Annotated in this window: 33 protein-coding genes and 2 pseudogenes; 20 read left to right on the plus strand and 15 right to left on the minus strand. The window is 36.6% G+C overall.

Features of this window, described 5'->3' with window-relative positions:
• Positions 1-229: 229 nt before the first annotated feature.
• Positions 230-853 (plus strand): 7-carboxy-7-deazaguanine synthase QueE, encoded by a 624-nt coding sequence (locus FGL31_RS14965; protein WP_099372477.1) that lies wholly within the window; start codon positions 230-232, stop codon positions 851-853.
• A 334-nt stretch (positions 854-1,187) separates the two neighbouring features.
• Here the strand turns inward: FGL31_RS14965 and FGL31_RS14970 are convergent, their stop codons facing one another.
• From FGL31_RS14970 to FGL31_RS25955, 4 genes are read right to left on the minus strand one after another with little or no spacing between them, the layout of a single operon-like run.
• Positions 1,188-2,600, minus strand: a complete 1,413-nt coding sequence (locus tag FGL31_RS14970; protein ID WP_138092569.1) for an arylsulfatase — start codon at positions 2,598-2,600, stop codon at positions 1,188-1,190.
• A gap of 1 nt (position 2,601) precedes the next feature.
• Positions 2,602-3,675 (minus strand): Gfo/Idh/MocA family protein, encoded by a 1,074-nt coding sequence (locus tag FGL31_RS14975; RefSeq protein WP_099372475.1) that lies wholly within the window; start codon positions 3,673-3,675, stop codon positions 2,602-2,604.
• Between the two features lie 14 nt (positions 3,676-3,689).
• Positions 3,690-4,535, minus strand: coding sequence for a Gfo/Idh/MocA family protein (locus FGL31_RS14980; RefSeq protein WP_232046793.1), 846 nt, complete (start codon positions 4,533-4,535; stop codon positions 3,690-3,692).
• A complete protein-coding gene (locus tag FGL31_RS25955; RefSeq protein WP_232046794.1) occupies positions 4,507-4,950 on the minus strand; it encodes a Gfo/Idh/MocA family protein in 444 nt (147 codons plus the stop codon). Before FGL31_RS25955 ends, FGL31_RS14980 begins: the two co-directional genes overlap by 29 nt.
• A 67-nt stretch (positions 4,951-5,017) precedes the next feature.
• Here FGL31_RS25955 and FGL31_RS28130 point away from each other — a divergent pair, with 67 nt between their 5' ends.
• From FGL31_RS28130 to FGL31_RS15005, 6 genes are all read left to right on the plus strand, one after another.
• Positions 5,018-5,833, plus strand: coding sequence for a DUF819 family protein (locus FGL31_RS28130; protein ID WP_197734284.1), 816 nt, complete (start codon positions 5,018-5,020; stop codon positions 5,831-5,833).
• The gene (locus FGL31_RS28135) at positions 5,787-6,332 is read left to right on the plus strand and encodes a DUF819 family protein (protein WP_197734285.1); all 546 of its coding nucleotides are present in this window, start codon (positions 5,787-5,789) and stop codon (positions 6,330-6,332) included. Before FGL31_RS28130 ends, FGL31_RS28135 begins: the two co-directional genes overlap by 47 nt.
• A 243-nt stretch (positions 6,333-6,575) precedes the next feature.
• The gene (locus FGL31_RS14990) at positions 6,576-6,812 is read left to right on the plus strand and encodes a hypothetical protein (RefSeq protein WP_138092571.1); all 237 of its coding nucleotides are present in this window, start codon (positions 6,576-6,578) and stop codon (positions 6,810-6,812) included.
• 381 nt (positions 6,813-7,193) lie between these two features.
• A complete protein-coding gene (locus tag FGL31_RS14995) occupies positions 7,194-7,451 on the plus strand; it encodes a hypothetical protein (RefSeq protein WP_138092573.1) in 258 nt (85 codons plus the stop codon).
• 42 nt (positions 7,452-7,493) lie between these two features.
• Positions 7,494-7,901, plus strand: a complete 408-nt coding sequence (locus FGL31_RS15000) for a hypothetical protein (protein ID WP_138092575.1) — start codon at positions 7,494-7,496, stop codon at positions 7,899-7,901.
• A gap of 2 nt (positions 7,902-7,903) precedes the next feature.
• Positions 7,904-8,356 (plus strand): hypothetical protein, encoded by a 453-nt coding sequence (locus tag FGL31_RS15005; protein ID WP_138092577.1) that lies wholly within the window; start codon positions 7,904-7,906, stop codon positions 8,354-8,356.
• 346 nt (positions 8,357-8,702) lie between these two features.
• Here the strand turns inward: FGL31_RS15005 and FGL31_RS15010 are convergent.
• A pseudogene (locus tag FGL31_RS15010) lies at positions 8,703-10,222 on the minus strand (IS1182 family transposase); the annotation flags it as partial.
• Positions 10,223-11,749: 1,527 nt separating this feature from the next.
• Between FGL31_RS15010 and FGL31_RS25965 the strand changes: the two are divergent.
• Positions 11,750-11,881 carry a GIY-YIG nuclease family protein gene (locus tag FGL31_RS25965; protein WP_232047164.1) on the plus strand — a complete coding sequence of 44 codons (132 nt, stop codon included), beginning with the start codon at positions 11,750-11,752 and terminating at the stop codon, positions 11,879-11,881.
• Between the two features lie 432 nt (positions 11,882-12,313).
• Positions 12,314-12,574: a hypothetical protein gene (locus FGL31_RS15020; RefSeq protein ID WP_138092581.1), complete on the plus strand. Its 261-nt coding sequence runs from the start codon at positions 12,314-12,316 to the stop codon at positions 12,572-12,574.
• A 90-nt stretch (positions 12,575-12,664) separates the two neighbouring features.
• Here FGL31_RS15020 and FGL31_RS15025 read toward each other — a convergent pair whose 3' ends face one another.
• The 6 genes and pseudogenes from FGL31_RS15025 to FGL31_RS15050 all read right to left on the minus strand — a co-directional run bounded on the left by FGL31_RS15025 (position 12,665) and on the right by FGL31_RS15050 (position 16,079).
• On the minus strand, positions 12,665-13,591 hold the full coding sequence (locus FGL31_RS15025; protein ID WP_138092583.1) for a DUF4407 domain-containing protein: 927 nt from the start codon (positions 13,589-13,591) through the stop codon (positions 12,665-12,667).
• Position 13,592: 1 nt separating this feature from the next.
• Positions 13,593-14,147: a hypothetical protein gene (locus FGL31_RS15030; RefSeq protein WP_138092585.1), complete on the minus strand. Its 555-nt coding sequence runs from the start codon at positions 14,145-14,147 to the stop codon at positions 13,593-13,595.
• A gap of 4 nt (positions 14,148-14,151) precedes the next feature.
• A complete protein-coding gene (locus FGL31_RS15035) occupies positions 14,152-14,430 on the minus strand; it encodes an HNH endonuclease (protein ID WP_138092587.1) in 279 nt (92 codons plus the stop codon).
• Positions 14,431-14,588: 158 nt separating this feature from the next.
• The gene (locus tag FGL31_RS15040) at positions 14,589-14,999 is read right to left on the minus strand and encodes a low molecular weight phosphatase family protein (RefSeq protein WP_232046795.1); all 411 of its coding nucleotides are present in this window, start codon (positions 14,997-14,999) and stop codon (positions 14,589-14,591) included.
• A 225-nt stretch (positions 15,000-15,224) separates the two neighbouring features.
• A complete protein-coding gene (locus FGL31_RS15045) occupies positions 15,225-15,689 on the minus strand; it encodes a DUF6428 family protein (protein WP_138092591.1) in 465 nt (154 codons plus the stop codon).
• 59 nt (positions 15,690-15,748) lie between these two features.
• A pseudogene (locus FGL31_RS15050) lies at positions 15,749-16,079 on the minus strand (ArsR/SmtB family transcription factor).
• A gap of 167 nt (positions 16,080-16,246) precedes the next feature.
• Here FGL31_RS15050 and FGL31_RS15055 point away from each other — a divergent pair.
• From FGL31_RS15055 to FGL31_RS15075, 5 genes are all read left to right on the plus strand, one after another.
• A complete protein-coding gene (locus FGL31_RS15055) occupies positions 16,247-16,690 on the plus strand; it encodes a DinB family protein (protein WP_138092593.1) in 444 nt (147 codons plus the stop codon).
• 131 nt (positions 16,691-16,821) lie between these two features.
• The gene (locus FGL31_RS15060; RefSeq protein ID WP_138092595.1) at positions 16,822-17,745 is read left to right on the plus strand and encodes an NAD-dependent epimerase/dehydratase family protein; all 924 of its coding nucleotides are present in this window, start codon (positions 16,822-16,824) and stop codon (positions 17,743-17,745) included.
• Positions 17,720-18,433, plus strand: a complete 714-nt coding sequence (locus FGL31_RS15065) for a type 1 glutamine amidotransferase domain-containing protein (protein ID WP_232046796.1) — start codon at positions 17,720-17,722, stop codon at positions 18,431-18,433. The genes FGL31_RS15060 and FGL31_RS15065 overlap by 26 nt, the downstream gene beginning before the upstream one ends.
• 290 nt (positions 18,434-18,723) lie before the next feature.
• The gene (locus FGL31_RS15070; protein ID WP_138092597.1) at positions 18,724-19,539 is read left to right on the plus strand and encodes a sterol desaturase family protein; all 816 of its coding nucleotides are present in this window, start codon (positions 18,724-18,726) and stop codon (positions 19,537-19,539) included.
• A gap of 130 nt (positions 19,540-19,669) precedes the next feature.
• Positions 19,670-20,311: a DUF4272 domain-containing protein gene (locus FGL31_RS15075; protein WP_138092599.1), complete on the plus strand. Its 642-nt coding sequence runs from the start codon at positions 19,670-19,672 to the stop codon at positions 20,309-20,311.
• 70 nt (positions 20,312-20,381) lie between these two features.
• On the opposite strand, the gene FGL31_RS15080 is transcribed toward FGL31_RS15075, so the two are convergent.
• The 4 genes from FGL31_RS15080 to FGL31_RS15095 all read right to left on the minus strand — a co-directional run bounded on the left by FGL31_RS15080 (position 20,382) and on the right by FGL31_RS15095 (position 22,409).
• On the minus strand, positions 20,382-20,594 hold the full coding sequence (locus FGL31_RS15080) for a hypothetical protein (RefSeq protein ID WP_099370832.1): 213 nt from the start codon (positions 20,592-20,594) through the stop codon (positions 20,382-20,384).
• A 29-nt stretch (positions 20,595-20,623) separates the two neighbouring features.
• Complete coding sequence (locus tag FGL31_RS15085; RefSeq protein ID WP_138092601.1) at positions 20,624-21,208, minus strand: sugar O-acetyltransferase; 585 nt, start codon at positions 21,206-21,208, stop codon at positions 20,624-20,626.
• 54 nt (positions 21,209-21,262) lie between these two features.
• A complete protein-coding gene (locus tag FGL31_RS15090) occupies positions 21,263-21,772 on the minus strand; it encodes a cupin domain-containing protein (protein WP_138092603.1) in 510 nt (169 codons plus the stop codon).
• 67 nt (positions 21,773-21,839) lie between these two features.
• Complete coding sequence (locus tag FGL31_RS15095; RefSeq protein ID WP_138092605.1) at positions 21,840-22,409, minus strand: Crp/Fnr family transcriptional regulator; 570 nt, start codon at positions 22,407-22,409, stop codon at positions 21,840-21,842.
• Between the two features lie 274 nt (positions 22,410-22,683).
• Here FGL31_RS15095 and FGL31_RS15100 point away from each other — a divergent pair, with 274 nt between their 5' ends.
• From FGL31_RS15100 to FGL31_RS15125, 6 genes are all read left to right on the plus strand, one after another.
• Positions 22,684-23,025 carry a hypothetical protein gene (locus FGL31_RS15100; RefSeq protein ID WP_138092607.1) on the plus strand — a complete coding sequence of 114 codons (342 nt, stop codon included), beginning with the start codon at positions 22,684-22,686 and terminating at the stop codon, positions 23,023-23,025.
• Positions 23,018-23,578 carry an RNA polymerase sigma factor gene (locus FGL31_RS15105; RefSeq protein ID WP_138092609.1) on the plus strand — a complete coding sequence of 187 codons (561 nt, stop codon included), beginning with the start codon at positions 23,018-23,020 and terminating at the stop codon, positions 23,576-23,578. The genes FGL31_RS15100 and FGL31_RS15105 overlap by 8 nt, the downstream gene beginning before the upstream one ends.
• Positions 23,559-23,906, plus strand: coding sequence for a hypothetical protein (locus FGL31_RS15110; protein ID WP_138092611.1), 348 nt, complete (start codon positions 23,559-23,561; stop codon positions 23,904-23,906). Before FGL31_RS15105 ends, FGL31_RS15110 begins: the two co-directional genes overlap by 20 nt.
• A 97-nt stretch (positions 23,907-24,003) precedes the next feature.
• Positions 24,004-24,507 (plus strand): GNAT family N-acetyltransferase, encoded by a 504-nt coding sequence (locus tag FGL31_RS15115; protein WP_197734287.1) that lies wholly within the window; start codon positions 24,004-24,006, stop codon positions 24,505-24,507.
• 88 nt (positions 24,508-24,595) lie between these two features.
• Positions 24,596-24,796, plus strand: a complete 201-nt coding sequence (locus FGL31_RS15120) for an AAA family ATPase (protein WP_232046797.1) — start codon at positions 24,596-24,598, stop codon at positions 24,794-24,796.
• Entirely contained in the window at positions 24,759-25,076 is a 318-nt protein-coding gene (locus FGL31_RS15125; RefSeq protein ID WP_138092615.1) for an AAA family ATPase, read from the plus strand. The genes FGL31_RS15120 and FGL31_RS15125 overlap by 38 nt, the downstream gene beginning before the upstream one ends.
• Positions 25,077-25,102: the final 26 nt, after the last annotated feature.

The following is a 25,102-nucleotide window of genomic DNA, read 5'->3' on the forward strand; positions in this document are numbered from 1 at the left end:
TCGGACCTCGTTCGGAGCTGCTTCGGAATACACCCGAACGAGGTCCGAACAAGGTCCGAATGAAAGAGGACTGAGAGTGGAAGGAGAGTGGAACAAGAGTGGAACAAGAGTCGAATATGAACAGCCCAAAAGTTGAAAAACAACCCAGCTGTTCATCAACAGAAGAGGAAGATGTGTTTAGTTCCATATCTCTCGAATTTTTTCTAATTTTGCACTCAAATTCAGAGACATGTCAAATCAAGTTCCAGAAGACGGCACATTCCTACCATTAATGGAGGAGTTTTACACGATACAGGGGGAAGGATATCATACCGGGAAAGCTGCATATTTCATTCGTTTGGGCGGATGTGACGTAGGTTGTCACTGGTGCGATGTTAAGGAAAGCTGGGATGCGGAACTACATCCTCTCACCTCTGCGGATGTTATTGTTGAGCATGCATTACAACACCCTGCCAAGACAGTGGTCATCACAGGTGGTGAGCCCTTGCTCTATAACCTGACCTACCTGACGCAAAAGCTGAAAGAAGCAGGCATCAAGATTTTCTTGGAAACATCCGGTGCTTATCCCTTGACTGGATATTGGGACTGGATCTGTCTTTCTCCAAAGAAATTCAAGGGTCCAAGGGAAGATGTGTTGAGCGCTGCTGGCGAGTTGAAAGTCATTGTGTTTAACAAAAGTGATTTCCAATGGGCTGAGGACCATGCAAAATTCGTTAACGCTAATTGCAAATTATATCTACAACCAGAATGGTCAAAGGCAGCTGAAATGACGCCCTTGATTATTGACTATGTAAAGGATAATCCGAAATGGGAAATCTCGCTGCAGACGCATAAGTATTTGAATATTCCTTAGTCCAGACCAAAGGGGTCTGAACTAGGAATATTAGACATAAGACATAAGACACAAGACATTAGACCGGGCATAGTTTATGGCATAGTTTACAAGGCATAAGCTTATGTCTTTAATTATTTAAGTGGCGGGTGGGGACACCCGCCACGGCTTTTTGGTGGAAACACTAACACACCATATAGGGTCTAATGTCTTATGTCTATTGTCTAATGTCTAAAAACAGACACCCGCCACGGCAATTTCGGTGGAGACACCCGCCACGCCACGGCTTTTTGGTTGAAAAATAGCACGCCATAAAAAGTCTAATGTCTTATGTCTATTGTCTAATGTCTATAACCTACTGTCCAGAGAAAGGAAATACCTCACTTTCTGTTCTTGCTTCCTTCATGATTTTTTTGGCTTTTTCGACTAGTTCCGGGTGCTTTTCTGCGATATTATTTTTTTCGGCTATATCGGTCGGCAGGTGGTAGATGGCAATTTCGGCGTTGGGATTTCCTTTTGCATTGAGTCGAATTGCTTTGTAGTCTCCTATTCGGATTCCTTGTTTTCCACCTTGCTCATGAAATTCCCAGTAGAGGTATTCGTGTTGTTTTTGGTTCTTCTTCCCCAAAAGTGTAGGTAAGAAACTGATGCCATCTGTATTCTTTAATTGTTTTGCTCCGGCAGCTTCCAATAAAGTTGGGGCGATGTCCCAAAATGCAGCCACATGTGCAGATACGGAATTTTCCTTTATTTTGCCTGGCCATTGCACAATGAAGGGTACTCGAACGCCGCCTTCGTAAAGGTCGCGTTTGTTACCTCTGAATGGTCCAGAGCTATTGAAGAAGTCAGGGTCAGCACCACCTTCACGGTGCGAACCATTGTCACTGGTTAGGATGAAGATGGTATTTTCCAACATTCCTTCTTCTTCCAATGCGCCGAGGATCTGTAGAACCTGTTGGTCTAATCTTTCCACCATTGCAGCAAATGTTGCGCGCGGTTTTTCTTGGCTTGTGTATCCCGAGCTTGCGTTTGGACCATAAGGACTCCCTTTGAAAGGTTTTTCTTCAAATTTGCCATCGTATTTTCTGAATATTTCATCGTCAGGAACGATCAATTCAGCATGTGGCAAAACTGTTGGGACAAACAAGAAAATCGGTGCATCTCTATAGTTATGGATAAAGGTCAATGCTTTTTGTTGAATCAATGCTGGCGCATAAACCTCCGTTTTCATCAAGTTTTCATTGCCTTTCAATTCTACTTTTTGATCATTATCCCACAGGTGGGTTGGGTAATAGCGGTGGGACTGCCTTTGACAGTTGTAGCCATAGAATTCATCAAATCCTTTTTTCAGGGGATCTCCAGATGTTCCAACCATACCTAGTCCCCATTTACCGAAAGCTCCTGTTTTATACCCGGCATCTTTTAAAGCCATGGCAAAGGTTTCAATATTTTGGGCCAAAGGTTCTTGTCCTTCGGGTTGGATTTCTTTGTTACCTCGGATGTAGGTATGTCCTGTATGCTGTCCGGTCATCAATGCAGACCTGGAAGGTGCACATACAGGAGCTCCCGCATAAAAATCAGTGAACAACATCCCCTTCTTAGCCAAAGAGTCAATTGTCGGTGTTTCAATTTTTTTTTGACCGTAAGGACCTAAGTCTCCATATCCCAAATCATCCGCGAGGATAAGAACGATATTAGGTTTTTTCGATTGCCCAAACAGACAGACCGATAATAGGACCAACCCAAACAACAAAGGATATTTGCGCATCTTATAATTTAATTATGGCTCCTGATTTTACAGATTCATCACATGCAATGGCGATCTGTAAACTGTTTACAGCATCTTGCATCGATTTGCTCAGATCCAGGTCTTCTGTGATCGCTTGTAAAAAGAATTGCTGTTCTCGGTTACAGAGTTCTTGATGGTCCGGTTCATCCGTTAAATCAACCCATTCGTCATTACGTATAAATTCGTTTTGTTCATTGATGTCTGCATAGTGAACTTTTAGGGATTCCGTTTTTGAGTGCGATTCTACGGAATCAGATTTCCCTTCTTTGCTGGCATCTTTTGCGATGATGGATACACATCCTTTAGGACCGATCACATCTTTCACGAAGAAAGCTGTTTCGCTGATCATGGGTCCCCATCCTGCTTCATACCACCCTACGCTACCATCATCAAATCTGATTTGCAATTGCCCATAGTTATAGTTGTCTTTTGGGATATCATCCGTAAGGCGTGCTCCAATTGCAGAAACCGAAACTGGATTTGCGTTTGTCATTTGACACATGACATCGATATAGTGTACTCCACAATCCACAATCGGACTGAGGCTTTTCATCAGGTTACGATGAACATCCCACATATATCCATGGCTCTGTTGGTTGAGGTTCATTCGCATAACTAAAGGATAGCCCATTGACCTCCCCAATTCTATGAATTTAATCCAAGAAGGGTGATGTCTCAAAATGTATCCTACGACCAATTTCTTATCTGCTGCGATTGCAGCATCGACGACCTTTTGCGCTCCCAAAACAGTATCTGCAAGAGGTTTTTCTATAAATACATGCGCACCAGCTTCAAAAGCTTTTATGGCATATTCTTCATGCGTATCTGGATACGTCGAAATACAGACCGCATCTGGTTTTGTCAATACCAATGCTGAGGCATAATCATCATAGAGCGGATAGTTACTGTTTAATTTTTCATTCAACAACAATTTACTATCTCCTCTAGAAACCAGTCCCACTATTTCAAATTCTTCCATTTCATGATAGGCTTGTGCATGAGAAGCCCCCATGTTTCCACAGCCTACCACTAAAATCTTGATTTTTCCCGTCATTATAATTTATCCGATTATGTTGCCAACCCAGGTCTAGGTATACGTGCATTATCAATTTCCATCTCCCAAGAGTATTCTTCAGAACTAGGTCCATATGTTTTGGTTGAATTTTCGATTTCATCCAATGAGATTATTTTCCCAGTGTATGCCGCTTCTCTTGCCCATACTGCCAACAAGGTTGAATCCGCCATAAAGTCACCATCATTGATCACTTCTTTATTTCTGATTGCCCTGAACAGCTCGTCGTGCTGAGTTTGGTACATATTGTTCATTTTGCCGCTATATTTCCATGGGTTTTGACCTTTGATCTCATAGCTGCTCAAGATACCGACGTTCATATTTCCTTTAGTTCCCACGGCTTCGACAGAATTACGAGGTTGTGTCCCGTTCTGTTGTCTTCCGAAGTGGAATCCTTTAACGCCATCGCCATAGTCGAATTCAATGGCGAAATGATCATATACATTTCCGTATTTATCCCATGGTTTCGACTGTCTACCTCCGGTTCCAGAGACTGTTTTAGGCATTCCCCTATTCAGCATCCAATTCATAAAATCTATACTGTGGACGGTCTGTTCAACGATAATATCTCCGGAATAGCGTTGATAGAAAAACCAATTGTACAATTGATACGTCAGGTCGTTCCAATCTGGCTGTCTAGGTTTTTCGGTCAATTCACCACCCAATCTGAATGTGCTGATAGAATATATATCGCCAATATTACCTGCATGGACTAGTTTTGCCAATTCTCTATTTGGTTCAGAATAGCGGAAACAGTATCCAGAAACCAGGTTTAGCTTTTTATCTTTTGCTACTTTTACAGCATCACGGACTTTATGTACGCCTGGTACATCTACAGCCATTGGTTTTTCGCAGAAAAATATGTTTTCCTTCTTTTACGGCTTCTGCGAGGTGGTCGGGTCTAAAGCTTGGCGGCGATGTCAACAGGACGACATCCACATTCGATGCTATTAATTTTTTATAGGCATCAAATCCGATATATTTCCTTTTTTCAGGGACATTAACGCGATCTTTATGAGCTTCTTTTAGGGAAGCCAATGCCGCTTCTAATTGCGCTGGGAAAATATCTGCCAGAGCTACAATTTCCACATCTGGATCTGCTTCCAATGCTTGAAAAGCAGCTCCGGTCCCACGACCTCCACACCCAATTAGTCCGACTTTTATTTTTTTCTTGATGTCTAGGTTTGTTTTGGAGAAGTCTAAAGATGTAGCACCGAGCAGGATGCCACCATTTTTAATAAAATTTCTTCGGTCCATTTCGTTTATTTTTGAACGATTCAGATTGATATTACACTCTTGTTATTAGGATTATTTCAATAAATAATTGAAAAATTATCTATTTTCACAGCAAAATAACAATTATTACGATTTTATGCAAATACCCGATACAGAAGCTGCCCCGTTAATTGAGAATACCACAGTGGTGTTTGGTCTATTAATGACCATCTTAGGTTTGGTTTTTTATACCTCCAGCCTATCGAATAAATATATCAAGGGATTTTACAATTTTATACCGCCTTTGTTACTTTGTTATTTCTTGCCTGGTCTGTTGAATTCCTTCAACATCATCGACGGTGAGAACTCCCCTTTGACCACGATTGGCAGCCGTTATTTTCTGCCTGCCTGTTTGATATTATTTGTTTTGAGCTTAGACCTTAAGGAGATGTGGTCCTTAAGGAAGCGAGCTGGCCTTATGTTTATTACTGGTACGGTTGGTATCGTTCTAGGAGGGCCTTTGGCAGTTTATTTAACGGCTCTGGTTGCACCAGATGTTGTTGGTGGTGCTGGCCCGGATGAGGTTTGGCGCGGCTTAGGTTCATTGGCGGGATCATGGATCGGCGGGAGTGCCAATCAAGTAGCGCTAAAAGAGATTTTGCAACCCTCCCCTAACCTATTTTCATCAATTATTGCTGTTGATGTTTTTGTAGCATATATCTGGATGGCCTTCTTACTATATGGTGCGAGTAAATACAAAGCATTTGACAAGTTTTTCAAAGCCGATTCAGAGGATGTAGAACATTTGAAGGCTAAAATGGACGAGAAGGTGAAGACCAATAGCCGAATTCCTGAGACTAAGGATCTTATGATCATGGTTGGCATTAGCATTTGGTGGAACAGGATTGGCAACATTATTAGCTGACCCTATTGCTACATTTATGGCAACTAATTATCCAGAAACCGAGAAATTTTCGTTGACTAACAGTTTCTTTTGGTTGATTTTGTTCGCTACCATTTTTGGGATCAGTTGTTCATTTACATCCGCAAGAAAATTAGAATATGCAGGAGCTTCGAAAATTGGGACCGTTTTATTGTATGTCTTGATCACTACAATTGGCATGCAGATGAATATATTAGCTATTCTTGATAACCCAGGTTTATTTATCGTTGGGATTATTTGGATTAGTTTCCATGCATTGCTGTTATTGATAGTAGGAAAAATATTTAAAGTTCCGTTTTTCTATTATGGTGTTGGTAGTATGGCCAATGTTGGAGGAGTAGCTTCAGCTTCGGTTATTTCGGCTGCTTTTCACCCTTCATTAATCTCAGTAGGTGTAATCCTTTCAGTATTTAGCTATGCCATAGGCACCTATGCAGGCTGGTTGACAGCTTTACTTATGAAAATAGCTTCAGGAATGTAGCATATAGAAACTTCAAAAACAGCCCCAACAATCAGTTTTTATCAGAACGATTTGTTGGGCTTTTCTATGCCTATATTCTTGGATGTTATTGTAAAATATATCCTTATAATTTAATTTTTATATTAATATTATTTTTTATTGTGTAAATTTACGTGGCTTGGTTAAATAAACCAAGGTCATATTAATTTGAATAACCAATTCATCTGGATAAATTATATATCCATCCATAAAATCTAAAAGGACATGACATTCGGGCACAATAACAATTCAAGTAGTAAAATCTATTTATTGGATTCTGAGAAATATCGATGCAGGAGAAAATATCTGAGTCCAAGAGTATCTGTTCAAAAAATTGCACTTGAATTTGAGGTGACGATTACTTCCACTTCTATTAGGTCAGGAGGAGGTCGACCAGATCAAGATCCAAAGATCGAAGATTGGAAAGAAACAAAAGGACCTACTTATGATTTAGATTTCTAACCATTAATATTGATGTTATGGAAGCGAGGAATAATTTATTTTTATTAACGATTCTTTCAATTATTATATTTTGCAACTGTAAGCGGCATGATAAGGAGATCATCCATGAAAAAGGGATTTCGATTAAAGTTGAAGGTATTGATGAATTCAATGATGACCCCATCGAGCTGGTATCCAATTCCCAGAGATCGCCCTACAAAAAAAACAAAGGATCGCAAGATTCTTGTATTATCATGAGGAGTTAAATGAATTGAATGGTATTGACATGGATTTGATCATCCGTGAGGGTCGTCCTCAAATGCTTACAAAAACTCCGATCAACGACATTGACCACTCCTATGGAAGGGAACCGCAAATATATTGTTGTGGTCTACAATACCGATGAGAACAGAAATCCTATTAGCTATTTCGCCCCAAGCCCAAGGAAGAGCAAATACCGAGATTAATATTCCTGCGTACCGCAACAAACAATACCTCTGTATAGTTTATTCCTATAATTCTGAGGCAGACATTCCGCCATTTGACCCATCCAATCCATTTTTAAATATTTCTGCAAGTTCTTCACTTGGCACAGACTTTTTATTTCCTACGGATATATCACCACATCTGATGATCCAAATACGGCGAACACGATGGTAATAACTTTTAAAAGAATGGTTAGTACCATTCGGTTACAATTGAATGCAAGAGGCGTATTTTCGAGAATTGTTTCCCGCTACTGTTGAGTTTCCGACAGCGAGTAGTCCTTTTAGAAATGGTACTTTTTCAGTTTTAACAGGACAGTTTACTGGATTTCAAAACCAATCGACGATCACTAGGAACACATGGATCAACCTTCCTGGAGATACCGTTCCGTCGGGTTGGGTAAAATACTATGATTTTCTCACCGTTCCGAATGGGAATCCAATTGAATTAAGGCCACAAATAAAAGGTTTGGTTTTTGGAAGCCTCACCGTAAATCCTAACAATCCTCCAAATTTAATCAGTGCACAACGTTCTATGGGAGATCATCCCTCGCTTCACTGCATTTACACCAGAACGTGGGGTTCGCTATACGGTAGAGTTACGGATGAAAGAATCAGCAATTAATTTTGCTGAATCACGCTGGCAGAGGCAACCTGAGTTTCTTCAAAGATGACAAAGGCAATAAATATAGGTTTTGGTATAACAACAATTACGTGAGCGAGAACAATGGTGGATTAAAGAACTTCATAGAGAGAGATTATTTTGACACTCGCCTACCCATATCAGAACCTCAGGCAGAATCTATGATTTGGGACCCCTGCGATTCCGTTTATCCAAGAGGCACCTGGCGTTTGCCTACCGTTGCTGAATGGACTCAGCTATTTGCAAACAACTACCGCACCACTAGAAAGAGAAAAAACCAGGTCAACGACAAAGGTTGGTATATATCATGGGAAAATGCTGCCCCAGAATCCCCAACGTATGCACACAGAAATTTAAATCTTGTTGCTGCAGGGTATCGTGATATAAATCGAACTCTACAGAATTACAAAAAATCAGGTCAGCAACTTTTTAGATAATCCGGGGGATCTTGGATATTTCAGGACTTCTGACACAACGTTATTTGCCCATATAAAATATCATGATTTTGGTCTTCCTTCTGTCCCCAGCCCTCACTTAAAATTGATAGTTTCGATGAGGTTAAGGGGAGCGAACGTAAGATGTGTACGCAAATAAAAACAAATGAAGGTGTCTAAAAAGGCACCTTCTTCTGTTTTATAGCTTTCTGGAGCTCCATTATAATTTCATGAGCAATATTAGGCTGCAAGTCGATGTTTTTGTACTTTTCAGCATGTTGATGGCTTGATTTATCGCAAACAGGGAGTTTTTGCCACCTGGTTTACCGATAAAAGCTTTGTCTTTCCACTTTTTTGCCCATTTTCTGAGGTTATGGCAATGGCCATCAAACCGAATTCCACAGCGACCTTCTCCAGACCTTTCATTGTGAACCGGGTAAACCTGTTGTTGCTTTTCATCTGACCGAAAACGGCTTCCACTTCTATGGGTCGCTTGCTCCGATGGTACATTCCCTCTTCCGACAGCAGTCTTTCCCGGGCTTTAGCCTTGAGCTTATTGAGCCTGTGGTTCACTTCAATGAGCCGATCGCCTGTAGCTTTATGGCACCCACTCCGCATCGGGCAGCCTTCGCATCGCCGAGCCTGGTAACAGCTGACCCGGGCAGTGTATCCGTTGGCACTGACTCTGGTTGCATGACCGATAAAGCTGAGCTTCTGTCCGGCCGGACATACATAATAGTCATCCTGCTGGTTGTAATATAGGTTCTGTACCGAGAAAGGATCCTGTTTATGCTTGCGTTTCTGTTCCATATGGAAGTAATTGTACTTCACAAAAGCGGTTATACCCTGTCCTTCCATCAGCTCGTAGTTCTGCTCGCTACCATATCCGGCATCTGCGACGATGGATTCACTCTGTTTTCCGTAATGGGACTCAAAGCCTTCCAGGTGTTCGGGCAGGGTTGTGGTATCTGCGGCCGTTTGATGGATGCTATAATGGGTGATGAACTGGTCTTCGGTGCTGATCTGGGTATTGTAGGCCGGTTTAAGCTGGCCATTTTTCATGTGGTCCTCTTTCATCCGCATAAACACGGCATCGGTATCGGTCTTGCTATAACTGTTGCGATCTCCCAGTACTTCCAGTTGCTCCTCATATTTCTGCAATCGGGGCAGATAGTCGTCTTCAAGCTTCCTCAGCTGCCTATCGGTGGATCTATCCACTCCTTTGAGCTTGGCATTGATCGCTCTGATCTTTTCCTTCAGCTGGGCACTATCGATGGCCTTGCTGACTTGCTGATCCCCTAATGAAGATTGGTCCTGGCTGATCTGTGCATCGATATCCGAAAGGACCGAAGCGATGTTCGCCTCCAGCTTTACCTTGTTCTTCTCGATCGATCTCTTCCAAACGAAGGTATAGCGACCGGCGGCCGATTCGATCTTGGTACCATCTACATACTGGACTTTCAGGCTGACATACTCCATGTCATGCAGCATCCGAACGATACTGGCAAACAGCTCCTGTATCTGTCCCTTAAGACGCTTTCCCCTGAAATAATTGATCGTACGGTAATCCGGCGTACTGTTGCCCGAAAGCCACATGAAATGGATGTTCTCGTGCAGGGCGCGCTCGATCTTGCGGCAAGAATAGATATTGCTCAGATACGCGTAGAACAGTACCTTGATGAGCATCCTGGGATGGAAACTGGTCGTGCCTCCGCCTTTATACTGACGGATGATATGTTCCAGATCCAACTGGTCAACAACCTGACTCACCAAACGAACCGGATGGTTCAAGGGGATACGGTCTAAAATATTCTCAGGAAAAAGACTCGGACTATTGGATGGAAGAGCTTTGAATTGTATGTTTGCCATATTGTTTTTTGGGTGCACCTTAAGATACAAAATCTTGAGGACAAAAAACAGAAAAACCCCGCCATTTTTTAATGACGGGGTTATTTTTTTAAGAGACCTTTTTAGACAGCCCTTTTTAATTTTATAACTGTTGGGCTCAAATTCATTAATAATAATTCAGAAGACCTGAATTTTGGTGAATAAAAAAACTAAATAAATAATATTTAATTTAAAAATAATTAATAGTATAATATTTACTTTTGAGAAATATTATTAAATATAAGTCGGTATTTAGAATAATTTTTCAAAAGTAATTATATATATGCGTTTAATTTTATGCCTTTTAGCCCTTGTTGTAATATCAAGCTCCTGCTCTACCCTTTTTAACGGACGAGAAAAACAAGTCAAAATTCACACGGAATACCCTGCAACGGTTCATTTTCAAAAGGGACAAACCAAAAACAACAAATAATAAGGCTTTCCTCACTGTGAAGAGGTCAAAAGATACCATTCAATTTTCAGTTTGAGAGAGATAGTACCTTACAGACCTTTACTGTAAACAAAAGAATATCTCCTAGCTTTTGGGCGAATGCATTGGCATTGTATACATCACCACTTTTGTTCTTAGTCGATGTTACTAATTCAAAACGTTTTACTTACCCGACTGATATTTATATGGATTCTCTCGAAACTAAAAAAGGATATCATACCTATGAAAGGGTAATCCCTAAAAACACCTGGGAACTACAGATCAATCTTCCTTTATTAAATATTATGAGGCACACAGATCCCTATGGATTTTACAATGCTGAGGATGGTTTCCTGGGCCTCGGAATTGGAATCAATTATTTTTATAAAGGAAATACATATTTTAATTTATCTGCACAAACTCAATTAATTGACAACGGTTTGTTTAGTTTTCTAACTCGACACAGAAAAGAAAAAAGCGACTATTTCCGCCTATTTTCCTTATCCCACAATCATAGAATCAAAAAAATTCCATGTTGGATATGGCATTTCGTATGCCTTTCACACCAAGAATTATTCTGTAGAAGTCAAGAATGGTGAAGATCCTTTGAGTTCGACATTAAACGCTACAAGGAATAACTCTATTCCCAAAAAATCGAAAATATCGGCTATAGTGTTAATCCTGAGATCTTCGAAGACAAATCTATTACAGTTAGGACATTAGGATTGTGGGTTCCAATTTCTTATGAACTAAGTAAAGAATTTAATTTATCATTTCAATATAGACCTACATTTCACAGGCTGAATGATGAAAAGAACATTAAATATGAGGATTTGTATTCAGTTGGATTGGCTTATAGATTGAGATTGTAAGGCTGTTGATATGTTACCAATAATTGGTAATGAAAAAAATTGTCTAAAAAGATAGATAAGCAACACATTGTTTTTTAATAAGTAATCTTTGTTCATTCAAAATAGCCGTGAATAAGCCACTAAAAAAGTTTCTCTCTCAAAAGGTAAGAATGACTAGCTCGCTCGTTTAATAATTACATCATTATGTCCAAATGCTATTTTGTTTACATGCTGACCAATTATAAAAGAACAGTTTTATACACTGGTGTCACTAATAATTTAAAAAGAAGAATTTTAGAACATCAATTTGACAACAATATTGGAATTCATTTACGAAACGTTACAAAGTATTCTATCTAGTTTACTATGAAACCTTTTATGATATTTTAAAAGCAATTGATAGGGAAACTGCTATGAAAAAATTGTCCCGAAAGGAGAAAGAAACTTTGATTAAAGAGTTTAATCCTGAATGGCGATTCTTGAATAAAGAGATTTAGTGAATTTTTGTATTATTTATTCAACGTTCCACCGAATTAGGCATGAATAGTTAAATAAATAGTTTCCCTCTCTTACGAGAGAGAATGACAAGGTCGCACGTTTAGTGAGGGGTGGAATTGGAAGTGAAAGTGGTCGCTGCGGCGACCACTTTCACTTCCAATTCCACCCTAGCCCACCTAGAAGACGGGGTCATTCTCGAGCTTTAGCTCGGGAAACTATTTTTTTATAATTTATTATTATATATAAATCAAAATCCAATTCCTTACATTCGGTTTATTAAATCAATCACATATTATGAAACCTGAAAGCTTGTCTCAATTAACCGACCAAGAACTTGAGATCAAATTAAAATCCTTAAAAAACAATAAAATTATAGATGCAACCCTGATAGGATTGAGTTTTGGAATAGTATTTTACGCTCTGATAAACAAAGGATTGGGATTATTTTCGATTCTACCTATTATCTTTGCATATATCGTTTTGAGGAATTCAAAGAATAATAAAATATTGGAAAATGAAATCCAAAAAGAAATGGATTCAAGGATTATTAAATAAAAAAATAAGCTGGTGACCCCTTGGACCACCAGCTTTACATATATAGAATTAATAACCTCCTCCCCTATACATTCAACCTTTCCAACATTTTCATCCGAACATCAGTCTGATGGTTGACGAGTTTGTCATAGTCAGAAGCTTTATCAAAAAGCTTGATGGTGACCACAAATAACTCAATCGACAAGAAGAAAAGAAGAATAGAGCATAGACGGTAAAACCGATTGTTGAACTTGTAATGACATAATGTAGAATATTCAATTCGTCGATAAATCCCGAAGATTTCCTCAGATCTTTCTCTTTATTGGCCTTGATGGAATCCAAAGATCCAATAGTCTTGAATTTTTGGGCATTTAAAATGTTTATCTGTTCATTGATCTGCTCCAATTCACGTTTTTTCGGGTTTTCATTAACCATCTTGTTGGTCGAATTGGTACTATTTATTCTTTTGCCTTCGTTATCCCTAGTCACTGATGTATTCGTATATGAAGTCACGATTACCGGGTTTTTCTGCAAATCATCTGAAAGCTTCTGAGACCGCTGTTCTAATTGAAAAATACTGCTGTCAATGGTGTTAACCTGTTGATCAATATCCTTTTCAGAATTTTGAATGGCAATCTTTACTCTTTCTTCCATGATCTGCGTTTTCCGAAGTTCAATATCATCTTTGAAGAGAATCTGATCTAGAATAAACGAACCCAATATAGCCATTACTATTGCCAGGGTAATCCGAAATCCAATGGACCATTTATTGACTTTGGTTGAAAGAATAATTATCCTTTCGATCTGTATGACGACGAATGCTGCTATCAAAGAAGCTAACAGCCCTCCGAATACACCAACATGCAGATAATTTGTTGCAAATGAATATGCGATAAACATCCAAACCAAAACAATCAAAAGAATGGCTGAAGTGAATTTCTTCACAGCCTTAGAGCTTAATTCGCTGGAATGCTGAACAAGGTAATAGTTGTAACCTGTAAGGAAGCAACCGAACCTGAGCCATAGATTTTTCTTCATGTTAAAACTCTTTTGAAAGTAAGGTCCTTTGTGTAATGGATGCCAAACCTTTGGTGAAACCTCTATTATAAGCCAAAATAGCACGCTCAAACAATCCTGAATCCGTTTTTAGAGATTCTTCAATTTGTTCAACTTTCTTGATATGGTTCTCTAGATCTTCCTTCTTGGAAAGAAGCTCCTCAACTAAATCTATTAATCCAGATCTTTTTCTCGAGCTAACATGGAATTCAAGTTCTTTCAGAAATGACTCGTGATAGGTCTTTACTTTTGAAATAATGATTTCAAGATCAAATTTTATCAATCGGAGGTTATCTTCTTTGTATTTGTCATCGGGGCTGGTGAGAGCATCATTGAAACCCTTGGATTCAAAATCTGATTGAAGGTAAGAATAGATAGCGTTGATTCCTGTGAACGAATTTACTGGAGCTGTCCAATCTTGGACGGTGTCCTTTTCAACGAAAACATCTTCAGGAATTGGTGGTAAATGTCCATTGATAAGAGCATCTTCAGTAGAACTGCCGTTTTGCTTTTTCTTAAAGAAATTAAATAGACTCATTAGATTAAATGTATTTGGTTGGTATTTTATATTTACGGTGACCTCGTTTATGGCAAACTTCACACAGTGTTATCAACAATTCATTTGGATAGTCCCAAGGTTCTTTAAATCGGTTCAACCTATTAATAAAGTGATATTGACGGTGATGAACCTGCAAGCCATGGACATCTTGACAAATAACGCATTTGTTCTGATCCCTGTCCAGGATCGACTTGCGCTTTTGTTTCCACTTAATATCAAATAGTGAGGCACCATATGAACCATGTGTTTCGGGAACTTTCATGGAAAATTAGATTAATAATAAATGTGACTTAGTTAGTTAATCTAAAGTAAGAAACCTAATGTAATTATTTGTGAATGAGGGTTGATATTGGCTTTTTAAAGCCAAATAAAATAATTTTTGTAGAGGAATTATTATCTATTATGCAGTTATTAAATTTTTTACCGATCAGGAATAATTAGTTTTGAAAAGACATAAAACATTTCTCGAGCTATTTCAACACTTTTTGCTTTGTAGATTTCATTCTGATCTTTGCGGTTATCTGATATTTTTGGGTCATCATACATTATTGAGATTCTACGTTCACAGCCCGGAACATACGGACAACCCTCATCAGCTTGAGAACATGTCATTATAGCTGCGAAACTTGATTCAGGATTAAATGATGAATCAAAAGTCTTAGAGAATCCAATTATTGGCATATCAGTCGCTGAATATTTAATAGCATATATAGGATTTATTCCCGGAGAGATTTTATCAATTTTAAAACCCTGATTGATTAGAATCTCTATAACTTTTGGATATACAGCGGTACTTTCAGTTCCTCCTGAATAACAATGAACACCTTTCACTTTATAATATGAGGATGCTACCTGAGCCCAAATTTGTGAAAAATGACTTCTTCTGGAATTATGGGTGCATATAAAATTTAGGTTAATGGGCTTGTTTAGCGAAATTTTATCCTGAATATATATTATAAGTATTTGGAGGATCTCTTTCCGATCCACCGATATATCTTTGTTTGCTATATGCGAATCTATAAATTCTAAGAGATTAAGATACATATAATCGTTTGATTAGCAGCAGCCAGAATTTGGAGTGCAGCATCCACTTCCCAAAGTTGATAATTTAATTTTCTGTTTCTCATGAGGAATTCCACAAGAATCCTCAGCAAGACAAGCCGTAAACTTATTCTTTAAGATAAATTGGCTGCCATCAAAATCGAGATCATATTTTCCTATAGTCCCTTCTTGGTACTCAACTTCTACCTCCCCTTCTTCGATTCCTAATTTGTCTTCAGAAAGCTTTATAATATTCAGCAATTTCGAAGGTTTTAATCGATGGTCAAAATCATTTGCATTCCATAATTGGAAATTAATAATCCTTTCTTCCCTGATTACTCCACCGCAATCAATGAATTTCTTATTTATCTGACCTATTTCTGTTACATGAAAATGCTCAGGGACTGTTGTTCCATTTTCTAACTTGAATTCAACATTATCCAAGGTTGTTAATATTTCTTTAATTTCTGATAGTTTCATAATATATTTATTTAAATAGTAATATTGCAATATGACGATGTAAGCATTTAAAAAAAATGCTAACAGCATTTATTCATTTTAATATTTTGATTAAAAAATAGATTTAATTCTGATTTTAAGTTGTTCCATACTTCTAAATCTATACAATAACAGACAGATTTACCTTCAATGGTGCCTTTAATGATTCCCAAATTCTTTAATTCTTTTAAATGTTGTGAGATCGTAGCTTGGGCTAATCCCAATTCATCTACCAAATCATTACAAATACAAGATTGTTGATTAATTATATATTGAAGAATCGAAATTCTAGCTGGATGTCCTAAAACTTTTAAAGGTTGAAGCAATCCTATTCTGTTCTTCCGTATATATTTCGGTTTTTGTAATTCCCATATCGCAATATTACGATATTAAAATGTAGTTACAAAACTTTAAAAATAATTGTTGTTAGATTTAGTAAATTAAATTTTCAAATAACAGAATACAACTAATGCAGAAGTTTTAGGAGGAAATAGCCAAATTGGTAAAAATTAAAAAGAGAAATAAAACAATGTTTTAACATGAAAGACTTCTTTAAAGAACTATTCGAATATAGCCATCATTATAACCAAAAATTAATAGAGATAATTCAAAATAACCCTGAAAATATATCTGATAAAGCTTTAAAAATATTCAGCCATATATTGAATGCTCATCATGTTTGGAATAATCGTTTGATTGGAAACATCCCAAAATATGGAGTTTGGAAGGAACATGCTCCCGACGAAATGATATTTATAGAAAACCAAAATTTTGAAGAAAGCCTACGTATTCTAGAAACTTTAGACTTAAATGAAACCATTGACTACAGAAATACTGCAGGCAAACAATTCAAAAATGGAATCAGAGATATTATTTTTCACATCATTAATCATTCTACTTATCATCGAGCGCAGATAGCTACTGAGTTTAGAACTTCTGGTTTAGAACCATTGATGACAGATTTTATTTTTTATAAACGTTGATAAATTAGCATTCTTTAATTCTTTGGAAGAATTAAAATGAAATGCCACAGCGTTGTTGTTTATTCCAAAACTTTAAAAAGATATTCAATGTTAAATAAGTTAAATTAAACATTCAGAAAACATTTCAATAAATGCAAGTAATTTTAGGAGCAAATGGGCAGATTGGTGAGGTGTTAGCCAGAGAATTAAAAAGGAACTTTACTTCAGATATAAAAATAGTTAGCAGAAAACCGCAAAAAGTAAATGATACCGATATCCTGTTCTCTGCTGATCTAACCAATCGAGAGCAAGCTATAGAAGCTGTTAAAGGTTGTGAAATTGCATTTTTCACCCTTGGGTTACCTATTAGCTCTAGCATGTGGGAAGATCAATTTCCAATTATCGTTGAGAACGTAATTGAAGCTTGTAAAAAAGAAAAAACGAAATTGGTTTTCTTTGACAATACTTATATGTATCCTCAAGATGACCGAAAACTTACTGAATCTACTATTTTTCAACCCTTGGGAAGAAAGGGAAAAGTAAGGAAAAAACTCGCTGAAATGGTTCTGGAAGCAATGACAAAAGGAGAATTGGAAGCTGTAATCTGTAGGGCTCCGGAATTTTATGGACCGGGAAAAACACAGAGCATAACAAATACACTCATTTTTGACAATATTAAAGCAGATAAAAAGCTTAAAGTACCAATTTCTGCCAACAAAAAAAGAAGCCTGATTTGGACCCCAGATGCTAGCCGAGCTACTGCCTTAATCGGAAATACACCTACTGCTTATAGTCAGACCTGGCATCTACCAGTGGATTCACAGCACCCAACTTATAAGGAACTTATTCAAATCTGTTCTAAAGTATATGGAAGAGATTTTAAATTTACTGTTATTCCTAAAATCATATTCCAAATTGGTTCCCTTTTTAGTTCTAAACTAAAAGAACTTCTAGAATTGCTGCCTAGGTATGAGCATGATAATATTTTTGATGATTCGAAATTCAGGTCACATTTTCCTGAATTCAAAGAGACGAGTTACCAAAAAGGAATTGAAGAAATTAAAAGAAATAGTTAATATGAAATCGATACTCATTATTGCAACAAATGTAGGAAAATATGTTGATCCTGACTTAAAGACAGGATTATGGCTCAGTGAATTGACTCATATTTACAAGGAAGCAACAGATAAAGGATGGGCTGTAACCATTGCAAGTCCAAAAGGCGGAGTAATTCCTATTGATCCTGAGAGTTTGAAACCTTTAATGTTGGATAAGATTTCAAAGCAATATTACAATGCCCCAGATTTCATGGCATTGTTGAATAATTCAAAAAATCTAGCAGATGTAAAATCGATAGATTACGACAGCATTTATTTGGCAGGCGGTCATGGTACGATGTATGATTTTCCTGATTGCCCTGAGATTCAAGAAATTGTCCGCAATCAATATCAGGCAAATAAAAATGTTACTGCCATTTGTCACGGTGTCGGAGGATTGTTAAATGTAAAGCTTACAAATGGAGAATTTCTGATTAAAGGAAAGTCAATGACAGGCTTCGATTGGGTTGAAGAAAAATTAGCAGGTCGTAAAGATGAGGTACCTTTCAACTTAGAAGAAGCAATTAAAGAACGAGGAGCAAATCTAAAAAAAGCATTGATTCCAATGACATCAAATACAGTTATTGACGGAAATTTAATTACCGGCCAAAATCCCTTTAGCTCGAAAGAAACGGCCAAGGTACTAATCGAGGAATTAAGTAAATAGTATCCACAGATTTCTTGAAGAAAATTCTTCTGAAATTAATGAGAAATCCCAATTTCTTTGTAACTTAATATTATTCATAATAAAACATCCCTATGTTGACAGAAATTAACCATTCTGTCAATTTTTACTTGCAATTAAGTAAATCCTTGCTACTCCCTATATAATTCGTTAAAATTTTCATGCAGACTACTGTGTAATAATTTTGGTTATTACAATTTTTAGCATCCTCCTATTTGTATGTGAATTTTTTGATGTGGACCTGAATAATATAAACCCTAAATAATATAGACATGGAATTGCTTGAAAAAATCCTCAGCATCAATTCGAATTACATTGTAATCGGATTATTGGTTTTCTTCTTTACAATGGAGCAGATTACATCCAATCCATTTTCCTTCAAAAAAAGAGGTGGACACCTGTTTCAGAACATGTTGTTCCAAATAATTCTTGTCCTACTCAACATTTCTGTTGTAGTACTGCAAGTTTATTTGATAGAATGGCTTAATGAACGTAGAATTGGACTCTTATTTTTGGTAGAATTGCCAATATGGGTAAAGTTGATCCTTGGTGTAATGCTTTATGATTTTACAACTTATTGGATTCATATTGCAGCACACAAAGTACCTATTATGTGGCGACTACATCGTGTCCATCATAGCGATACGTCTATGGATTCTTCTACAACCTTTAGATTTCATCCATTAGAAATGATTCTGGTATACGAAGTTGGAAATGTCATCTGTGCAGGGGTATTTGGAACAGATGTATTAGCCTTGGGATTATACTATTTTATCCTAAATATCTTTCTTTTCCTTGAACATTCCAATTTGCATTACCCTAATTGGCTAAACAAATCGTTAGGTTTATTTTTTGTGACTCCAGACCAACATAGAGTACACCACCAACAAGATCAATATTACACTGACTCCAATTTTGCTGATATATTTATTATCTGGGATCGTATTTTCGGAACTTACAAAACTCTTCCGGTTGAAAAAATGAAATACGGATTAGCCGAGTTCGAAGGAACCAAAAAACAAGGATTTCTATTTTTGATGATAAGTCCCTTTATAAATATCAAAAGAATAAAATCTGACAAAACATAACTGTAAGAAAATCATATCGTTCTCTCAAAATTGTAACTAAACAGTTGATTTTAAGCAAAACTCAGTCACATTTTGTATATTTATTAAAACCTAATTCATTGAGAATCAACTATCCTTAAATCTAAGTGATATGACGGAGGACGAAAAAATAGATATAAAAGAAATCAACATGCAGATCATTGGCAACAAAGGATATCGATATATCGACTGGTTGCCAATTCTGGAAGATCCAAATATTAGGTCCTTATCTGAAGTCAAAAGTAGGATGGCTATCCTTTTGGCTTTGGTCAATATTTCATTGGATGCGCCAATGGAAGTGATCCGAGATTGGCTTTTCGACAACAACCTGTCAAAACACCTCTCCAAAAAGGAAGAGTCAATATTTGCCAAGAATGATGATGAAATTACTCAGGATGACAAAAATAGACTTCGTTGGTATTTGGAAGGTTTGTGGGCATTAATGTGGGCAACAAATCTTACAAATGAACTCAAGGAAAATGAGTGGTGTGGGGATGATATGGCGTCCCTCCTACCAAATATTGAAAATGATGACGACACCGAAAAGATAGATGCAATTACTGAATTGAGGTCAGAAAGAGAATTATATATTATGCTAGACTATCATTATCGCTTGCACTGGTACTGTGTGGATGAAAGGATCAATGGAAAGCAAGCTAAAATCAACGAGGGAATAGTGTACGAAAGAAGATATGTGTTGGAATGGCTAATGGATAAAGATTCGGATTGGGATGATGTAGGAATGAGTACTTAATTATTGTACCCAAGGTCTTCATGTTAATAGGCCATGAGTAGAAAAAAATAGCCAATTTTAATAAAATTGGCTATGATAATTTTTCCTTAAATTTTCTTAATTCTTCATCGATCAAGTCTGGCCATTTCTGGAGTCCTTCTCGGATTACTTGCTCTCCAAAGGTTGCATCTTCTTCCTTAGTTTTCAGCATTGCTTCCTCTTGCAATTGATTTAAATATTCTGCCGTAGGCGGTTCATTGTTTGAAGAAGAATTTTGTTCTAGTGCGTCATTTCTGTTTTCCATGGTTAAAATTGTACAATAATTAAGCCACGCTATTGATTATTTTCATTATCAATAATTTTTATAACTTTTGCTGGTATTCCACCCACGACGGTATTTGCGGGAACATCTTTGGAAACTATTGCTCCTGCCGCAACGACTGCGTTTTCTCCAATAGTAACTCCAGGAAGAATAGTCGCATTTGCACCTATCCAAGCATTCTTTTTGATAGTTATGCGACCAGGAACTAATGAATGTCTCTTTTCTATTTCTAAAGGATGGCCTTCAGATAAAAGGCTAACCTTCGGTGCTATTAACACATGGTCTTCTATGGTAATCCCACCAAGCCCAAGGAAAACGCAATCGAAATTTATAAATACTGACTTTCCAATCTTAATATCCTTCCCATAATTGATATAAATCGGTGTAAAAACATCTGTTGATTCATGAATTTCTGCTCCAACGATTTCTGATAGGATTTTTCTGATCTCATCAGGCTCGCTGGAAGCATTCATCTTTAACAATAATTCTTTAGTCTGATACGATGCCTCTCGCATTTTATATCCTTCAGGATCTGATCCAGCAATGGTTTCACCACCTTTTAACCTTTCAAAAATATCTTTTTTTGGATTGTCCATATAGGTTGATTTAAGTTTATTAAAGTTATTAAACATTCCAAAAAAACACTAAAATTATTCTATCTGATATTTTTTTAACATCTTTTCCAAATATCCATTTCTGATATTCCAATAAGCAACCATATTGAGGACAGGCTGGGCCAAAGACAATAAACCTGTCGAATAGGAATTGTTCAATTTTACAAAAAGAGCTAAATCTTTAAATTTCTTGGGTGTACCTGAATTTGTACAAAGGCCATCAAAAGAAAGGTTCTTTGAGAACAATATTGCTCGTTCAAAATTTTTATTCCCAGGACTTACCGTTACGATAAGAACACAGTTTTCTTTAGTTATATTATGAAAATAGTGGACATCCAATGCGTTTATTGTAATTGAATCTCCCACATTTAGATTATAAACCTTTCCATTGCAGCCTACCTCCAACTTCCCAGAAAGTATTAAAAATGATTCTGAAAATTCCTTATGGTAGTGTTTAGGAGTTCTTTCTTGAGGTTTTACAACAAATTCAATTTTAGTGATATCTTGATTACTTTTAGACTCCATTAGTCTTATTCCTTTTTCCATAGCATTGTTTTTTACAAAGCTAATTTGGAATCGGGCACCAATTCATTCACCCAAGTTAAGAAATGAATTAAGCTAATCGGGATCTAATTCTGCTCAAAGATTGAGGTTTTATACCCAAATAAGATGCAATGTGATATTGGCTGATACGCTGGATTAACTCTGGTTGTTGTTCAAGAATTTTTAAATACCGTTGTTCTGGACTATGCGAATAAAAAGATGTCAATTCTTGAAGATAGTAAATGAACAAACCTTCCATAATTTTTCTCCCAAATTTTTCTCCTTCATTAAATTCCTCGTAGAATTTTTCAAGTCCCTCCCTTGAAATAACTAATATTTCAGAATCTTCTAGCGCCTGAATACTTTTTGTGGAAGGCGTTTTTGTCAAGAAGCTCTCATGATTACTGATATATTCATTTTCTTTAGAAAACGCAAATGTCTTTATTTCTCCATCCTCATTGAGGTAATATCGAAACAGACCGGAATTAATAAATCCTACGGAATTGGCTACCTCTCCTTCTCTCAAAAAAAACTCATTCTTCTTTATACTTTTAAATAAGAATAAGGATTCTAATTCAATTTTTTCTTCTTCTGATAGATGGATATATGAAGATATATTTGACAAAAGCTTCTTATACATGGAGTTAAATTTAAGAAAATGAAATTCGTGACACTCTTACTTAAACCACTTTTTTGTTAAATGGTGTTAAATCTATCATTCCATAACACGAAAAACATCACCCCGCCGTTATTATTACAAAGAAAGCAAAAGAGTAAAAAGAGTATATAATTTCATAATTTAGGTTAATAATTGGTTTGGTAAAAATCCTGAGCTTCCCCAGCTCAGGATTTTTTTTTATAATTCATGTAACCTTTTTCTCCATATTGTACACTAATGTATAAAAACGAAAATTATGCAACCATTTGAAGCTTTAATACCGATATCATTCTTTGCATGTATTGTATTGTGTGTATTTTTTATCAGTAAGTATCGGTCAGAAACTATTACCAAATTAGGAGGTCCAATTCCAAAATCTCCACGAAATAAAAACGCTTGGAAAAGAGTAGGAATTGTTATCATTGGTTTGGCTATAGGTCTTTTATTATCAGGAGTATTGTTTGCGACCAATGTCTTACTTGACAACAATGACTGGACAGGATTTATTGTAATGGGTTTATTGTCGTTGACAGTAGGTTTATCCTTGATCATTGCAGATAAACAAACAGAGCAAGACGAGCAAAACATTGATGGATAGTCTATACATAGACAAAGTCCTTTCTGGAGACAGCCATGCTTTTGGTTACTTTATAAGTAACTACAAGGACATGGCATTCTCTGTTTCATTATCAATCGTCAAGAACGAACTGTTGGCAGAAGAGGCAACTCAAGAAGCTTTTATACAAGCTTATCTTTCCCTCAAGACCTTCAATGCCAATTCTAAATTCAGCACTTGGTTTTATAAAATAGTAATTCGCTGTTCTTATAAATTGATCAGTAAAAAGAATATGATGCAGGTTGAATTTGATGTCAATCATCATGATGCTGAAATCGATGAAAATGCTCTACAAACTTTATTGATAGAAGAACAGAAGCAAATGATCAACGAGGTTTTGATGAAGATGCCAAGCAATGAATCATTAGCATTAAGACTTTTCTATTTGGAGGAATTATCTGTTCAAGAATTATGCGATATTACAGGATGGACAATCGCAAACTCTAAAGTAATCCTACATCGAGCAAGGAAAAGAATGGCGTATGAATTAAATAAAGAACTAGACAATGTACATTATGGAAGAAAACAAGGATAAATTCAAAGAGATAATGTCAATGGCTAAAGTAGAATTGCCATTTGAAGATTTTGATTCCAAGGTAATGGCTGAAATCCATAAAATAGAAGCAGATAAACAATCCATTTCCAAAACTCGGAAATATGCCCTATTATCATTTTTCTTTGGAGCTTTGTTTGGTTTAGGAATGAACTATTTATTTATGGAACTTATTTCCTCTAAAATCACGGATGCTACTGTTAAGAATTACCTAATGATTCTTTCACAGATGATATATGTAATTCTTTTCGCTTTGCTGATCGATAAAATCCTAAAATTAAGAAGGTTTAAAAGGGAGGCCAATATATAAAACTAAGATTACTAAATTCTTAAGTTTATCATAAAACCCGTCTATTTTAACATTATTGTGTTAATATTTTTTACTTTTATTTAAAAATAAATAATCTATGTTAGAATTCGGGCAATATAAGATTTTAAAGTTTGTTAATACGACGATGGATTTTGATTATTATTTCCAGATGGTGAATGATGAGAAAGTAATGGAAATGATCACTGGAAAACCTCTAGATTATGCTGAGGCAAGGGAGGATTTCAAAAATCTTTTAAAGATAAATGCCATTTCACCAAACTTTGGCACCTTCAAAATCATTGATAAAACAAAAGGATGTCTCGTTGGTCTCGCGAAGCTTGAAATAACTGAATCTAAAACAGAAATCGCAGAATTGGGTTATATAATTATTCCAGAATATTGGGGCAAAGGGATCGGTACTTTGATTTCAACAAATTTGGTGAGTTATGCAAAGTCTACAAAATCCTTAAAAGGACTGTTTGCAATTATAGACCCTAAAAATATAGCCTCAAGAAAGATTCTGAATAAAAATGGATTCCAGTTCCGTGAATACAAAGATTTTGATGGCTTGCCCGGAGAAATCCTAGAACTGGTTTTTTAAATGGGTATTAATTAAGCGATTAATGGATAATAGGAACAACAACTACTTCGTTTTAACGGGTGGACCTGGGACTGGCAAAACCACAATTTTGGAAAATTTGAAAAACAAGAATTATTTATGCATTCCAGAAGTAGCCCGAGAAATCATAAAAGATCAAGTTCAAAAAAGAGGCTCAGCCCTTCCCTGGGCAAACAAAGAAGAATATGCACAAATGATGTGGCAGGAGTCTGTCCGTTCTTACCAAGAAACAGTTGAAAACAATACGGGCGGAAAATATCTTTTTCGATAGAGGAATATTGGATACCATCTGTTATATGGAAATGGAAAACTTAGCAGTCCATGATGAACAGGAAAAATATCTAATGACATCCTTGTACCGAAGAATATTTATTTTACCACCTTGGAAAGAAATCTATGTAACCGATGAAGAAAGGAAACAATCCTGGGAGGAAGCACTGAACACCTATGATGCGATGCGCAAAGTTTATGACAGATATGGTTACGATGTATTGGAGGTACCTAAGGAAGATGTTGAGAAAAGAGTAGAATTTATTTTAAGAAATATATAAAACAAAAAAGGCTATCAAAAAATTTG

This window comes from Sphingobacterium daejeonense (assembly GCF_901472535.1).
Taxonomy (GTDB): Bacteria; Bacteroidota; Bacteroidia; order Sphingobacteriales; family Sphingobacteriaceae; genus Sphingobacterium; species Sphingobacterium daejeonense.

Bases quoted from the DNA above. Each gene is read 5' to 3' on its own strand.
- FGL31_RS14965 (WP_099372477.1), top strand. From the start codon at position 230: ATGTCAAATCAAGTTCCAGAAGACGGCACATTCCTACCATTAATGGAG.
- FGL31_RS14970 (WP_138092569.1), bottom strand. From the start codon at position 2,600: ATGCGCAAATATCCTTTGTTGTTTGGGTTGGTCCTATTATCGGTCTGT.
- FGL31_RS14975 (WP_099372475.1), bottom strand. From the start codon at position 3,675: ATGACGGGAAAAATCAAGATTTTAGTGGTAGGCTGTGGAAACATGGGG.
- FGL31_RS14980 (WP_232046793.1), bottom strand. From the start codon at position 4,535: ATGGCTGTAGATGTACCAGGCGTACATAAAGTCCGTGATGCTGTAAAA.
- FGL31_RS25955 (WP_232046794.1), bottom strand. From the start codon at position 4,950: ATGGACCGAAGAAATTTTATTAAAAATGGTGGCATCCTGCTCGGTGCT.
- FGL31_RS14990 (WP_138092571.1), top strand. From the start codon at position 6,576: ATGACATTCGGGCACAATAACAATTCAAGTAGTAAAATCTATTTATTG.
- FGL31_RS14995 (WP_138092573.1), top strand. From the start codon at position 7,194: ATGAGAACAGAAATCCTATTAGCTATTTCGCCCCAAGCCCAAGGAAGA.
- FGL31_RS15000 (WP_138092575.1), top strand. From the start codon at position 7,494: ATGCAAGAGGCGTATTTTCGAGAATTGTTTCCCGCTACTGTTGAGTTT.
- FGL31_RS25965 (WP_232047164.1), top strand. From the start codon at position 11,750: ATGCTGACCAATTATAAAAGAACAGTTTTATACACTGGTGTCACTAAT.
- FGL31_RS15020 (WP_138092581.1), top strand. From the start codon at position 12,314: ATGAAACCTGAAAGCTTGTCTCAATTAACCGACCAAGAACTTGAGATC.
- FGL31_RS15025 (WP_138092583.1), bottom strand. From the start codon at position 13,591: ATGAAGAAAAATCTATGGCTCAGGTTCGGTTGCTTCCTTACAGGTTAC.
- FGL31_RS15030 (WP_138092585.1), bottom strand. From the start codon at position 14,147: ATGAGTCTATTTAATTTCTTTAAGAAAAAGCAAAACGGCAGTTCTACT.
- FGL31_RS15035 (WP_138092587.1), bottom strand. From the start codon at position 14,430: ATGAAAGTTCCCGAAACACATGGTTCATATGGTGCCTCACTATTTGAT.
- FGL31_RS15045 (WP_138092591.1), bottom strand. From the start codon at position 15,689: ATGAAACTATCAGAAATTAAAGAAATATTAACAACCTTGGATAATGTT.
- FGL31_RS15055 (WP_138092593.1), top strand. From the start codon at position 16,247: ATGAAAGACTTCTTTAAAGAACTATTCGAATATAGCCATCATTATAAC.
- FGL31_RS15060 (WP_138092595.1), top strand. From the start codon at position 16,822: ATGCAAGTAATTTTAGGAGCAAATGGGCAGATTGGTGAGGTGTTAGCC.
- FGL31_RS15070 (WP_138092597.1), top strand. From the start codon at position 18,724: ATGGAATTGCTTGAAAAAATCCTCAGCATCAATTCGAATTACATTGTA.
- FGL31_RS15075 (WP_138092599.1), top strand. From the start codon at position 19,670: ATGACGGAGGACGAAAAAATAGATATAAAAGAAATCAACATGCAGATC.
- FGL31_RS15080 (WP_099370832.1), bottom strand. From the start codon at position 20,594: ATGGAAAACAGAAATGACGCACTAGAACAAAATTCTTCTTCAAACAAT.
- FGL31_RS15085 (WP_138092601.1), bottom strand. From the start codon at position 21,208: ATGGACAATCCAAAAAAAGATATTTTTGAAAGGTTAAAAGGTGGTGAA.
- FGL31_RS15090 (WP_138092603.1), bottom strand. From the start codon at position 21,772: ATGGAAAAAGGAATAAGACTAATGGAGTCTAAAAGTAATCAAGATATC.
- FGL31_RS15095 (WP_138092605.1), bottom strand. From the start codon at position 22,409: ATGTATAAGAAGCTTTTGTCAAATATATCTTCATATATCCATCTATCA.
- FGL31_RS15100 (WP_138092607.1), top strand. From the start codon at position 22,684: ATGCAACCATTTGAAGCTTTAATACCGATATCATTCTTTGCATGTATT.
- FGL31_RS15105 (WP_138092609.1), top strand. From the start codon at position 23,018: ATGGATAGTCTATACATAGACAAAGTCCTTTCTGGAGACAGCCATGCT.
- FGL31_RS15110 (WP_138092611.1), top strand. From the start codon at position 23,559: ATGGAAGAAAACAAGGATAAATTCAAAGAGATAATGTCAATGGCTAAA.
- FGL31_RS15115 (WP_197734287.1), top strand. From the start codon at position 24,004: ATGTTAGAATTCGGGCAATATAAGATTTTAAAGTTTGTTAATACGACG.